Source organism: Geodermatophilus nigrescens, assembly GCF_900129495.1.
Taxonomy (GTDB): Bacteria; Actinomycetota; Actinomycetes; order Mycobacteriales; family Geodermatophilaceae; genus Geodermatophilus; species Geodermatophilus nigrescens.
Window position 1 is genome coordinate 615209 of sequence record NZ_FQVX01000003.1, and the last position, 12462, is coordinate 627670.

Genomic DNA, 12462 nt, shown 5'->3' on the forward strand with positions numbered 1-12462 from the left:
TCGGGGAGGATGCCCAGCCGACGCACCCGCCGCTTCCCCGGCGCGGTGCGCACGCCGGAGACCGCGGTCGATCCCGCGCCGCCGGTGCAGCAGAGTGGACGCGTGCCCGCGCACCCGCGGGCCGCAGGAACGCAGGAGGGGCCCACCATGGCCACACCAGGCTCCCCGGCAGGCGGCTCGGCGGGAACGCCGACCGACCTGGGCAAGGGCGCGACCGGGGCGCACGGCGAGGACGGCAGCGCTGCCGCGGGGGCGCCGCTCGCCGTCGAGCTGCGCGGCATCACCAAGCGCTTCCCCGGCGTCGTCGCCAACAAGGACATCGAGCTGCGCGTCCGGCGCGGCGAGGTGCACGCGATCGTGGGGGAGAACGGCGCCGGCAAGTCGACGCTGATGAAGACCCTCTACGGGATGCACCGCCCCGACGAGGGCTCGATCCTGCTGCACGGGCGCGAGGTGCACTTCAAGAGCCCGGCCGACGCGATCGCCGCGGGGATCGGCATGGTGCACCAGCACTTCATGCTGGCCGACTACCTGACCGTGCTGGAGAACGTGGTGCTGGGCGCCGAGAAGGCGCACGGCATCGGCGCGGAGGCCCGCCGGCGGATCCGCGAGATCTCCGACGCCTACGCCCTCGGCCTCGACCCCGACGTCCTCGTCGAGGACCTCGGCGTCGGCGACCGGCAGCGGGTCGAGATCGCCAAGGTCCTCTACCGCGGCGCCACGACGCTGATCCTCGACGAGCCGACCGCGGTCCTCGTGCCGCAGGAGGTCGACGAGCTGTTCGGCAACCTCGCCGAGCTCAAGCGCGAGGGCCTGACGGTCATCTTCATCTCGCACAAGCTCGACGAGGTCCGCAAGGTCGCCGACTCGATCACCGTCATCCGCCGCGGCACCACGGTCGGCACCGCCGACCCGAAGACGACGACGGCGCGCCAGCTCGCCGAGCTCATGGTCGGCACCGAGCTGCCCTCGCCGGAGATCCGCACCTCCACCGTGCGCGAGACGCCGGTGCTCCAGCTGCGCGACGTCACCGTCGCCGCGCCCACCGGCCGCCCGCCGGTCGACGACGTCACGCTGACCGTCCGCGAGGGCGAGGTCGTGGGCATCGCCGGCGTCGAGGGCAACGGCCAGGCCGAGCTCGTCGACGCCGTCATGGGCCTGCGCGCCCTCGCCGCCGGCACCGTGCTGCTCGGCCCCGACGACATCACCGCGTGGAGCACCCGCGCCCGCCGCGACGCCGGGCTCGGGTTCATCCCCGAGGACCGCCACCGCCAGGGCATGCTGCTCGAGGCGCCGCTGTGGGAGAACCGCATCCTCGGACACCAGACCCGGCCGCCGGCGGTCAAGGGACCCTTCATCGACCGCCGCGGCGCGCGTACCGACACCGCGCGGATCATGCGCGACTACGACGTCCGCGCCCCGGGCCCGGACACCCTGGCCGTCGCGCTGTCCGGTGGCAACCAGCAGAAGCTGATCGTCGGCCGCGAGATGAGCGCCGCCCCGCGGCTGCTGCTCGCCGCCCACCCGACCCGCGGTGTCGACGTCGGCGCGCAGGGGGCGATCTGGCGGCTGCTCGAGGAGGCCCGCGCCGAGGGGATGGGCATCCTGCTCATCTCGGCCGACCTCGACGAGCTGATCGGCCTGTCCGACACGCTGCACGTCATGCTGCGCGGCCGGCTGGTGGCCACCCTCGACCCGTCCGCGGTCACCCCCGAGGAGCTCGGCGGGTACATGACCGGGGCCCGGACGACGGCGGGTGCGGCGTGAACGTCCTCCGCAAGATCGGGCTGGCGCTCTTCGCGCCGGTCCTCGCCGTCGTCGTCGCCGTCGTCATCTCCTCGGCCGTCATGGCCGCGCTGCAGGTCGACCCGTTCGAGGTCTTCGCCGTCATGGTCGACTTCGGCGACACCCCGTCCCAGCAGGTCACCGCCCTCGTGGTGATCCTCAACCGGGCGGTGCCGCTGTTCCTGGCCGGCCTCGCGGTGGCCATCGCCTTCCGCATGGGCCTGTTCAACATCGGCGTCGAGGGCCAGTACCGGCTGGCCACGATCCTCGCCGCGGGCGTCGGCGCCGCCGTCGCGCTGCCGGGCCCGCTGCACGTGCTGCTCATCGTGGTCGTGGCGATGGCCGTGGCCGCCATCTGGGCCGGCATCGTCGCGGTGCTCAAGGTGACCCGCGGCGTCAGCGAGGTCATCAGCTCGATCATGCTCAACGTCATCGCGCTGGGCATCGCCTCGTTCCTGCTCACCGGCCCGCTGCGGGGCAGCCCCGAGGGCGCCTCGATCATCGCCACCGCCGAGATCCCCGAGTCCGGCTGGATGCCGAGCCTCAACGGCGTCTTCGGGCTGCTCGGCCTGGCCACCCCGCCGCGGCAGCTCTACGGCTTCCTGCTCGTCGCGGTCGTGGTGGGCGCGGTCATCGCCGTGCTGCTCAACCGGACCCGCTTCGGCTTCGACCTGCGCGCGGCGGGCCTGTCGCCGTCGGCGGCCAGCGCCAGCGGCGTCGACTCCCGCGGCATGGTCGTCAAGACGATGCTGCTGTCCGGCGCCGTCGCCGGGCTGATCGGCATGCCCGACCTGCTCGGCTCCACCCACGCCTACACCACCGACTTCACCTCGGGGCTGGGCTTCCTGGGCATCGCGGTGGCGCTGCTCGGCCGCAACAAGCCCGTCGGCATCGCCCTCGGCGCGCTGCTGTTCGCCTTCCTCGACCGGTCGCTGGTGCCGCTGCAGATCCAGGACTTCCCGGCCTCGGTCGTGACGATCATCCAGGGCACGATCGTGCTCGCCGTGGTCGTGGCCAACGAGATCGCCCGCCGGGTGGCCCGCCGCTCCGCGGAGCGCGGCTCGGCGGCCCCCGCCGTCGTCGCCGGCGACGGCAGCACCGGCCCGGGGCAGGCCGCCTCGGGCGCCGCGTCCGACGGCGGCGCCGCCGACGGCGGGGTGGGCACCGGGGCCGGTGTGAGCCGGTCGGCCGGGGCAGGCCAGCGTTCCGACGAGCGTCAGGAGTCCGGGCTGTGAGCACCGTGGCCACCCCACCCAGCGGGACCCGGCCGAGCCGCGGACCGCTGACCGACCTGTTCACCGGCGGCGGGCGGTCCCGCCGCCTGATGTGGCTGCTGCTCGGCGTCGTGCTGCTCGTCTCGCTGGTCCGGGTGATCAGCGGCGAGGCGCAGCTCACCAGCTCCTCGACGATCGCCGCGGCCCTGCTGCTGGCGGTGCCGATCGGCCTGGCCGCGCTGGGCGGCCTGTTCGCCGAGCGCGCCGGCGTCGTCAACATCGGCCTCGACGGGATGATGACGCTCGGCACCTGGGGCGCCGGGTTCGCCGGCTACCAGTGGGGCTGGGGCGCCGCCGTCGTCGGCGGGCTGCTGTTCGGCGCGGTCGGCGGCCTGCTGCACGCGCTGGCCACCGTCACCTTCGGCGTCGACCACGTGGTCTCCGGCGTGGCGATCAACATCCTGGCCGGCGGCGTCGTGCGGTTCCTCTCCGAGCTGCTCTACACCGACAACCCGGCCGGCGGCGGCGTCACGCAGTCCCCGCCGGTCGACGGCAACCCGCCGTCGTTCTCGGTGCCGGTGCTGTCCTCGGGGCCGGACCTGCTCGGCTCGCTGGAGCGCCAGCGCTGGTTCCTCGTCAGCGACGTGGCGGGCATCCTGCGCGGGCTCACCAGCGGCATCGGCCTGCTGACGCTCATCGCGGTGCTGCTCGTCCCGGCGAGCTACCTGCTGCTGTGGCGCACCTCCTTCGGGCTGCGCCTGCGCTCGTGCGGGGAGAACCCGGCCGCCGCCGACTCGCTCGGCGTGCCGGTCTACCGCCTCAAGTACATCGCGGTGGTCATCTCCGGCGCGCTGGCCGGCCTGGGTGGCGTCTTCCTCGTCTTCATCGCGGGGATCTACCGCGAGGGCCAGGTCAACGGGCGCGGGTTCATCGGCCTCGCCGCGCTGATCTTCGGCAACTGGCGCCCCGGCGGGCTCGCGGCCGGCGCCGGCCTGTTCGGGTTCACCGACGCGCTGCAGCTGCGCAGCCGCTCCGCCGTCGTCGCGCTGTTCCTGCTGGTGGCGATCCTGCTCGCGGTGATCGCGGTCGTGCAGGCCCGGCGCGGCAAGCTGCTGCCGGCGGGCATCGCCGCCGTCGTGGCCGCGGCCGCGCTGGTCGGCTTCCTCACCGTCGACGAGCTGCCGCCGGGCCTGGTGTCGTTCACGCCGCACTTGACCACGCTGCTGGTCCTGTCGCTGGCGTCCCAGCGGCTGCGGATGCCCAAGGCCGACGGGCTGGTCTACCGACGAGGAGAGCACTAGATGGCGGACGTCGACTGGGAGGCGCTGCGCGCGGCGGCCCGGGAGGCCATGACGCACGCCTACGCGCCGTACTCGCGGTTCCCCGTGGGCGTGGCCGGGCTGGTCGACGACGGCCGGGTGGTCACCGGCTGCAACGTCGAGAACGCCAGCTACGGCCTGGGGCTGTGCGCCGAGTGCGGGATGGTCAGCGACCTCGCCCGCACCGGTGGCGGCCGGCTGGTCGCGGTGGCCTGCGTCGGCGGCGACGGGCAGCCGCTCATGCCGTGCGGGCGCTGCCGCCAGCTGCTGTGGGAGCACGGCGGCGCCGACATGCTCATCGAGACGGTGTCGCTGGGCATCGTGCCCATGCGCGAGGTGCTGCCCGACGCCTTCGGCCCCGAGGACCTGGTGGCCGCGGCCGCCCGGGACGGCGGCGCGGGCGCGGGCGAGGGGGGACGGGGCTGATGGACGCCATCGACGTGCTGCGCGCCAAGCGCGACGGCGGGGAACTCACGCCCGAGCAGATCCGCTGGGTCATCGGCGCCTACACCGACGGCACCGTTCCTGACGAGCAGATGAGCGCGCTGCTCATGGCGGTGTTCTTCCGGGGCATGTCGCCGGGCGAGCTGTCGGTCTGGACGCAGGCGATGATCGACTCCGGCGAGCGCAAGGACCTGTCCTCGCTGGGCCGCCCGACCGCCGACAAGCACTCCACCGGCGGGGTGGGCGACAAGATCACGCTGCCGCTGGCGCCGCTGGTCGCCGCGTGCGGGGTCGCGGTGCCGCAGCTGTCGGGTCGCGGTCTCGGGCACACCGGCGGCACGCTGGACAAGCTCGAGTCGATCCCCGGCTGGCGCGCCGACGTGCACGAGGACGCCTACCTGCGGCAGCTCGCCGAGGTGGGCGCGGTGATCTGCGCGGCCGGGCACGACCTCGCGCCCGCGGACAAGAAGCTCTACGCGCTGCGCGACGTGACGGCGACGGTCGAGTCCATCCCGCTGATCGCCAGCTCGATCATGAGCAAGAAGATCGCCGAGGGCGCCGACGCGCTCGTGCTCGACGTCAAGACCGGGTCCGGGGCGTTCATGAAGGACCCGGAGGCCTCCCGCGAGCTGGCCCGCACGATGGTCGGCCTGGGCGAGGCGGCCGGGGTGAACACCGTGGCGCTGGTGACCGCGATGGACCGGCCGCTCGGCCGCGCCGCGGGCAACGCCGTCGAGGTGGCCGAGTCGGTGGAGGTGCTCGCCGGCGGCGGCCCGGCCGACGTCGTCGAGCTGACCCTCGCCCTGGCGCGCGAGATGCTCACCGGCGCCGGGCGGCCCGACGTCGACCCCGCCGACGCGCTGCGCGACGGCCGGGCCATGGACGTGTGGCGGCGGATGGTCGCCGCGCAGGGCGGGGACCCCGACGCCCCGCTGCCGCAGCCGGCGGAGCGGCACGTCGTGACCGCCCCGGCCACCGGCACGCTGACCCGGCTGGACGCCTACGCCCTCGGTGTCGCCGCGTGGCGGCTCGGGGCCGGGCGGGCGCGCAAGGAGGACCCGGTCTCGGCCGCGGCCGGCGTCACCTGGACGGCGACAGTGGGGGAGCAGGTGACCGAGGGCCAGCCGCTGCTGGAGCTGCACACCGACGACCCCGCGCGCATCGAGCGGGCGCTGGAGGCCCTGGAGGACGCCGTCGGCGTGGACACCGGCGACGAGCCGCTGCCGCTGCTGCTGGACCGCATCTCGGCTTGACGAGCGGGCCCTCCGTGCGCACGTCCGCGGACATGCGCACGGAGGGCGGTCGGCGCAGGGCCGGAACCGAGGAGCAGACTGGGTCCTCGTGACCAGCACGTCCGCGGCGCCGACCTCCGCCGCCGCCCCGCAGGCCGGGGCGCCCCTCGACCCGGACGCGGCGATCTCGGTCCGCGGGCTGGTGAAGCGCTACGGCGCCGCCACCGCCGTCGACGGCCTCGACCTCGACATCCGCCGGGGCGAGATCTTCGCGCTGCTCGGCCCCAACGGCGCCGGCAAGACGACGACGGTCGAGATCTGCGAGGGCTTCCGCGACCGCGACGGCGGCGAGGTGCGGGTGCTCGGCACCGACCCGGCCTCGGGCGGGCGCCGGTGGAAGGCGCAGCTGGGCATCGTGCTGCAGTCCGGCGCGGGCGACAGCCAGCTCACCTGCCGCGAGCTGCTGCGGGCGCAGGCGTCCTACTTCCCCGATCCGCGCGACCCCGACGAGGTGCTCGAGCTGGTCGGCCTGACGGAGAAGGCGGGCTCGCGTGGCCGGTCGCTGTCGGGCGGGCAGCGCCGCCGGCTCGACGTCGCGCTCGGCATCGTCGGCCGGCCCACCCTGCTGTTCCTCGACGAGCCGACCACCGGCTTCGACCCCGAGGCCCGCCGGCAGTTCTGGTCGCTGATCCGGTCGCTGCGCGACCTGGGCACCACCATGCTCCTGACCACCCACTACCTCGACGAGGCCGAGGCGCTCGCCGACCGGGTCGGCGTGATCGCCCGCGGCCGGCTGGCGGAGGTCGCCGTCCCCTCGGAGCTGGGCGGGCGGGGCCGGGCGCCGGCCGTGGTGACCTGGACCGAGGACGGCGTGCGGCGGAGCGAGGCCACCGGCGCCCCCACCGCGCTGGTCCGCGACCTGGCCGCGCGCTTCGGCGGCGAGGTGCCCGACCTGGCCGTGGCCCGGCCGACCCTCGAGGACGTCTACCTGCAGATGATCGGGGAGGAGCGCGCGTGAGCGCCGCGACGACCGACCGCACCACCCCGGCGCTGCCCTCGCTGGGCGCCGTCTACCGCTCCCGCGCCGGCGTGGAGCTCAAGGAGTTCTTCCGGCAGCGCGAGTCGGTGGTCTTCACCCTCGTGTTCCCCGTGCTGCTGCTCGTCGTCTTCGGCGCGGTGCTGGACTACGACCTGGGCAGCGGGGTCAGCTTCACCCAGTACTTCGTGGCCGGCGTGATCGCCGCGGGCATCCTCGGGGCGAGCCTGCAGAACATGGCGATCTCCATCGCGACCGAGCGGGCTGACGGCACGCTCAAGTCGCTCTACGGCACCCCGATGCCGCGCAGCGCCTACTTCGTCGGCAAGGTCGTGCAGGTCCTCGCCGTCACGGTCCTCATCATCGCGATCCTGCTGCTCGTCGGCGTCGTCTTCTACGACGTCGACCTGCCCACGGGCGCGGACTGGCTGACCTTCGCCTGGGTGACCGCGCTGGGCGCCGCCGCGTGCACGCTGCTCGGCATCGCGGTGTCCTCGCTGGCCCGCAACGGCCGGTCGGCGTCGGCCACCGTCACGCCGATCGCGCTGGTGCTGCAGTTCATCTCCGGCGTCTTCTTCCAGTTCAGCCAGGTGCCCACCTGGATGCAGACGGTCGCGTCCTTCTTCCCGCTCAAGTGGATGGCCCAGGGCCTGCGCTCGGTGTTCCTGCCCGACGCGCTCGCCGCGTCCGAGCCGGCGGGCACCTGGGAGCTCGGGCGGGTGGCCCTGGTACTCGGTGCCTGGTGCCTCGCCGGGCTGGTGCTGTGCGTCCTGACCTTCCGCTGGCAGGAGCGCGGGACCAGATAACGTCGGCGGGTGCCCGCACCGCTCGACGCCGACTCGATCCGCCGCGCCCCCAAGGTCCTGCTGCACGACCACCTCGACGGCGGTCTGCGGCCGCAGACGGTGCTCGAGCTCGCCGACGAGGCGGGCTACCGCGACCTGCCGGCCGGTGACGCCGAGGCGCTGGGCCGCTGGTTCCGGGAGGCCGCCGACTCCGGGTCGCTCGTCCGCTACCTGGAGACGTTCGCGCACACCGTCGGCGTGATGCAGCGGCCCGAGGCCGTGCGCCGGGTGGCCCGCGAGTGCGCGCTGGACCTCGCCGCCGACGGCGTCGTCTACGCCGAGGTGCGCATGGCGCCGGAGCTCGTGACCGCCGGCGGCACGCCGATCGAGGAGGCGGTCGAGGCGATCCTCGACGGCTTCGCGCAGGGCAGCGCCGAGGCCGCCGCCGCGGGCACCCCGATCACCGTCGGCGCGCTGCTGTGCGCGATGCGCCAGGCCGACCGGTGGGAGGAGGTCGCGGGCCTCGTCGTCCGCTACCGCGACGCCGGCGTCGTCGGGTTCGACCTGGCCGGCCCGGAGATCGGCTTCCCGCCGGACCGGCACCCCGAGGCCATCGCGCTGCTCGACCGGGCCGGCGCGCACCGCACCATCCACGCCGGGGAGGCCGCCGGCATCGACAGCATCCGCGCCGCCCTCGACGGCGCCCGCGCGGAGCGGCTCGGCCACGGCGTGCGCATCGCCGACGAGGTCCCCGCGGACGGCCCGCTCGGCCCCGTCGCGCAGCGCGTGCTCGACGCGCAGGTCCCGCTGGAGGTCGCGCCGTCGTCGAACGTGCAGACCGGCGCCTACCCCTCGATCGCCGCGCACCCGGTGGACCGGCTGCACCGGCTCGGGTTCGCCGTCACGGTCAACACCGACAACCGGCTGATGAGCGGGGTGTCGGTGACCAGCGAGCTGACCGACGTCGCCGCCGCGCACGGCTGGGGCTGGGACGACGTCCAGGCGGTCACCGAGCGCGCGCTGGCCGCCGCCTTCGCCGACGACGCCGTCCGCGCCCGGCTGCTCACCGACGTCGTCCGGCCGGGGTACGCCGCGCTGCGCGGGTGACCACCCCCACCGCCCGCGCCGGAATGGACGGGTGATCTCCGCTGCTACCGTGGGTGTGCCGGCACTCGCCGGACATCCTCCCGGACGGTCCGTCCGGGCATGAGCGCATCCGTGCAGGTCCGCCGCGTCCCGCGACGCCGCGACCGCCAGTGAGGACGCCGGACCCCGACGCCGGGGGTGGCGCCCGCGCAACCACCACGGGACGCGCCCGAGCTGTATCGGAGTCCCACACCCGCATGACCTCGTTCGACCCCGTCGACGCCGTCGACACCTCGCTCGACACCTCGCTCGACACCTCGCTCGACACCGAGACCACCCCCGCGCCGGCGCCCGAGCCGGCCGGTCCCTCCTTCGCCGCGCTCGGCCTGCCCCAGCAGCTGGTGACGGCGCTGGAGCGGCGCGACATCCGCGCGCCGTTCGCCATCCAGGCCACCGTCCTGCCCGACGCCCTCGCCGGGCGCGACGTGCTGGGCAAGGCCGCCACCGGTTCGGGCAAGACGCTGGCCTTCGGCCTGCCGATGCTCGCCCGCATGGGCCTCACCGCCCGCCGCGGCCCCCGGGCGCCCCGCGCCCTCGTGCTGGTGCCCACGCGCGAGCTGGCCCAGCAGGTCGCCGACAACCTCGCCCCGCTGGGCCAGGCCATCGGTGCCCAGTTCGTCACCGTCTACGGCGGCGCCCCGATGCACCGCCAGATCACCCAGCTGCGCCGCGGCGTCGACGTCGTCGTCGCCACCCCCGGCAGGCTGCAGGACCTCATCGCCCAGGGCGAGGCCACCCTCGCCGAGGTGGAGGTCAGCGTGGTCGACGAGGCCGACTTCATGTCCGACCTCGGCTTCCTGCCGGTCGTGCAGGAGCTGCTCGACCAGACCCGCCCCGACGCCCAGCGGCTGCTGTTCTCGGCCACGCTGGACGGCGAGGTCGACACCCTGGTCCGCCGCTACCTCAAGGACCCGGCCCGGCACGAGGTCAAGCGCCCCGGCGACGACGCGCCGCCGGCCGAGCACCTGGCTTACAGCCTCGCGTTCCGCGACAAGGTGCCCGTGACGCAGGAGCTGGCCGCCCGTCCGGGCCGCACCATCGTCTTCGCGCGCACCCAGCTCGGCGTCGACCGGCTGACGGAGAACCTCAAGGCCGTCGGCATCAAGGCCGAGGCGATCCACGGCGGGCTGCCCCAGTCGGCGCGCCGCCGGGCTCTGGAGGCGTTCATGGACGCCCGCAGCCCGGTCCTGGTGGCCACCGACGTCGCCGCGCGCGGCATCCACGTCGACGACGTCTCGCTGGTGCTGCACTACGACCCGCCGGCCGACCACAAGACCTACCTGCACCGCTCGGGCCGCACCGCCCGCGCCGGTGCCGCCGGTGTCGTGGTCTCGCTGCTGCTGCCCGACCAGGTCGGCCAGGCCAAGCGCCGGTTCCGGCAGGCGAAGGTCGACCCGCGCGTCGACCGCATCCGGCCGGGCGACGCCCCGATCGCCGAGCTCGTCGCCAGCGGCGTGCCGGTGGAGCCGATCGAGCGCCCGGCGCGGGAGTCCCGCCGTCCGCACGGCGGCCCCGGCGGCCGGCGTCCGCGCCGTGACGGCGACCGTCCCCGCCGCTCGTACGGCGAGGGAGACCGCGGCCGCCGCGACGGCGACCGTCCGCGCCGCCCCTCCGGCGAGGGCGACCGTTCCCGCCGTCCGTTCGGCGAGGGCGAGCGCCCGCGCCGCCCGTTCGGGGACCGCGACCGGTCCCGCGGGCCGGGGGAGCGCGGCGGTCGTCCCGACCGTCCGGCGCCCGCCCGCGACTGACGCACGCAGCGGCCGGTCCCCGTCCCGGGGGCCGGCCGCTGTGCTGTCCGGAGCCGGGTCGTGCTCTGCCCACGGGGGCGGGGCAGAGCACGAGCGTCCCGACGAGCCGCCTCGTGCTCTGCCCACCGGGCCGGGGCAGAGCACGACCGCTCCAGGGAGAACTGTCGTGCTCCGGGTCCGGGCCGGACGCGGAGCACGGGTGTCAGCGGCGGAAGACCAGCGCCCCGCCGACCTCGGTGACGACCTCGTCCCACGCGGTCCGCAGCGCCGCGGCGTCCTCCGCCCGCAGCGGGGTGCCCGGCTCGCGCTCGCCGATCGCCACCGCCCGGCCGAGCGGCGTCCCCGGCGCCAGCAGCTCCTCGACCCGTGACAGCCCGGCGTACTCGGCGACGTCGCGCACGCCCTCCACCGGCTGCCCCAGCGTGCCGTGGTCGACCAGCCCGGCCGCGCCGCCGGCGACCTCGGCCAGCACCTCGGAGAGCTCGGTCAGGTCGTAGCGGTCCTGCTCGGCCGGCAGCGGGAGGGTGTCGGTGTCGGCGACCTCCGGCCACGAGGCGATCTCGGTGAGGTCGTGGTCCTCGTCGCCGGCGATGAACCGGGCGAGCTGGGCCGGGGTGTCGAAGAGCCAGATCTCGCCGTCGCGGCCGAGGAAGCGGGCGACGTCGTCGACGTAGCAGCGCAGCGTCACGCCGGCGCCGTCGGGGACCACCAGCTCGACCGGCAGGATCCCCACCGCCTCCCAGAACTCCGCGGCCGCGGCGACGGCGGCCGGGGTGGCGGTGATCCGGCTCCCGCCGCGGATGGTGCTCATCCCGGCGGTCGCCGCCTCCGCGGGCGCGGCCGCGGTGGACCCGGCGGCCGGGCGGTTGCCGCTGCCGTCGGAGCCGAGCGCGACCGTGCGCTCCGCCGGGGCGTCGTCCTCCTCGTCGTCGGCGTCCCCGCCCAGGTCGTCGTCGAGGTCCTCGTCGTCGGCCGTGGGGTAGGCGTCGACCGTGGTGGTGCCGGAGCCGGTCCAGTCCAGGTGACCGGACAGCTCCTCGATCACGTCCTCCCACAGCTCGTCGAGCGCCCCGCCGACACCGACCCAGGCGTCCTCGCCGGAGCGGCCCACGAAGGCGTCGACGCCCAGGCCCAGGGAGCCGATTTCCGGGCGGGCGACCAGCTCGGCCAGCGCCGGGAACTCGGTCTCCTCGTCCTCGAGGTCCTCGTCGTCGTCGGCGTCCCCGTCGGTGCGGGCGCGCGGTGCGTCCTCGTCGTCGGCGCCGGCGGTGTCCAGGCACTCGGCCAGCCGGCTGACGATGTCGATGGTGGCCGCCAGCTCCTCGACCGCCCACCGGTCGGGGTTCTCCGCGGCGGTGTCGTAGACGCCGTCGAGGTCGTAGCGGTGGTCGTCGTCGGGCGTCAGGTCCTCGGCGCCCAGCCCGGTGACGACCGGCCAGACCGGGTGGTCGGCGAGGTCGTGGTCGGTGCGCGTGCGGCAGAACGCGGCCAGCGCCGACGGGGTGGGGAACAGGTGCACCGTGGCGGTCTCGCCCTCGGACGTGCCGAGGAACGCCTGCCACTCCTCGCCGTCCTCCTCCCACGGCGGCGCCCACAGCGTGTAACCGGTTCGGTCGTCGACGGTGAGCGCGATGGGGACGATGCTGGGCCTGGCCACGGAGCCCATCCTGCCGGGTCCGACCCGGAGCGCGCCCGCGGGATCAGGTCGGTACCGGTCCGGCGGGCCCCGCCGCCCGTCGGCTGACCGGCGGCG

General features: G+C 75.4%; 10 protein-coding genes. 9 read left to right on the top strand and 1 reads right to left on the bottom strand.

Annotated features, from left to right (window positions below; all coding sequences use genetic code 11):
- Positions 1-147: 147 nt before the first annotated feature.
- The 9 genes from BUE37_RS16690 to BUE37_RS16730 all read left to right on the top strand — a co-directional run bounded on the left by BUE37_RS16690 (position 148) and on the right by BUE37_RS16730 (position 10709).
- The gene (locus BUE37_RS16690) at positions 148-1767 is read left to right on the top strand and encodes an ABC transporter ATP-binding protein (protein ID WP_083628786.1); all 1620 of its coding nucleotides are present in this window, start codon (positions 148-150) and stop codon (positions 1765-1767) included.
- Positions 1764-3020, top strand: a complete 1257-nt coding sequence (locus BUE37_RS16695; RefSeq protein ID WP_083628788.1) for an ABC transporter permease — start codon at positions 1764-1766, stop codon at positions 3018-3020. Before BUE37_RS16690 ends, BUE37_RS16695 begins: the two co-directional genes overlap by 4 nt.
- Complete coding sequence (locus BUE37_RS16700) at positions 3017-4300, top strand: ABC transporter permease (protein WP_139253015.1); 1284 nt, start codon at positions 3017-3019, stop codon at positions 4298-4300. Before BUE37_RS16695 ends, BUE37_RS16700 begins: the two co-directional genes overlap by 4 nt.
- The gene (locus tag BUE37_RS16705) at positions 4301-4744 is read left to right on the top strand and encodes a cytidine deaminase (RefSeq protein WP_073421478.1); all 444 of its coding nucleotides are present in this window, start codon (positions 4301-4303) and stop codon (positions 4742-4744) included.
- Positions 4744-6015, top strand: a complete 1272-nt coding sequence (locus BUE37_RS16710) for a thymidine phosphorylase (RefSeq protein ID WP_073421479.1) — start codon at positions 4744-4746, stop codon at positions 6013-6015. Before BUE37_RS16705 ends, BUE37_RS16710 begins: the two co-directional genes overlap by 1 nt.
- Before the next feature lie 88 nt (positions 6016-6103).
- Positions 6104-7012 (top strand): ABC transporter ATP-binding protein, encoded by a 909-nt coding sequence (locus BUE37_RS16715; protein ID WP_073421480.1) that lies wholly within the window; start codon positions 6104-6106, stop codon positions 7010-7012.
- Positions 7009-7836, top strand: coding sequence for an ABC transporter permease (locus BUE37_RS16720; protein ID WP_073421481.1), 828 nt, complete (start codon positions 7009-7011; stop codon positions 7834-7836). The genes BUE37_RS16715 and BUE37_RS16720 overlap by 4 nt, the downstream gene beginning before the upstream one ends.
- A 9-nt stretch (positions 7837-7845) precedes the next feature.
- Complete coding sequence (locus BUE37_RS16725) at positions 7846-8922, top strand: adenosine deaminase (protein ID WP_073421482.1); 1077 nt, start codon at positions 7846-7848, stop codon at positions 8920-8922.
- Between the two features lie 236 nt (positions 8923-9158).
- On the top strand, positions 9159-10709 hold the full coding sequence (locus BUE37_RS16730) for a DEAD/DEAH box helicase (protein ID WP_073421483.1): 1551 nt from the start codon (positions 9159-9161) through the stop codon (positions 10707-10709).
- A gap of 202 nt (positions 10710-10911) precedes the next feature.
- Here BUE37_RS16730 and BUE37_RS16735 read toward each other — a convergent pair whose 3' ends face one another.
- Positions 10912-12366 (bottom strand): hypothetical protein, encoded by a 1455-nt coding sequence (locus BUE37_RS16735; RefSeq protein WP_073421484.1) that lies wholly within the window; start codon positions 12364-12366, stop codon positions 10912-10914.
- Between the last annotated feature and the right edge of the window lie 96 nt (positions 12367-12462).

Bases quoted from the DNA above. Each gene is read 5' to 3' on its own strand.
- BUE37_RS16690 (WP_083628786.1), top strand. From the start codon at position 148: ATGGCCACACCAGGCTCCCCGGCAGGCGGCTCGGCGGGAACGCCGACC.
- BUE37_RS16705 (WP_073421478.1), top strand. From the start codon at position 4,301: ATGGCGGACGTCGACTGGGAGGCGCTGCGCGCGGCGGCCCGGGAGGCC.
- BUE37_RS16710 (WP_073421479.1), top strand. From the start codon at position 4,744: ATGGACGCCATCGACGTGCTGCGCGCCAAGCGCGACGGCGGGGAACTC.
- BUE37_RS16730 (WP_073421483.1), top strand. From the start codon at position 9,159: ATGACCTCGTTCGACCCCGTCGACGCCGTCGACACCTCGCTCGACACC.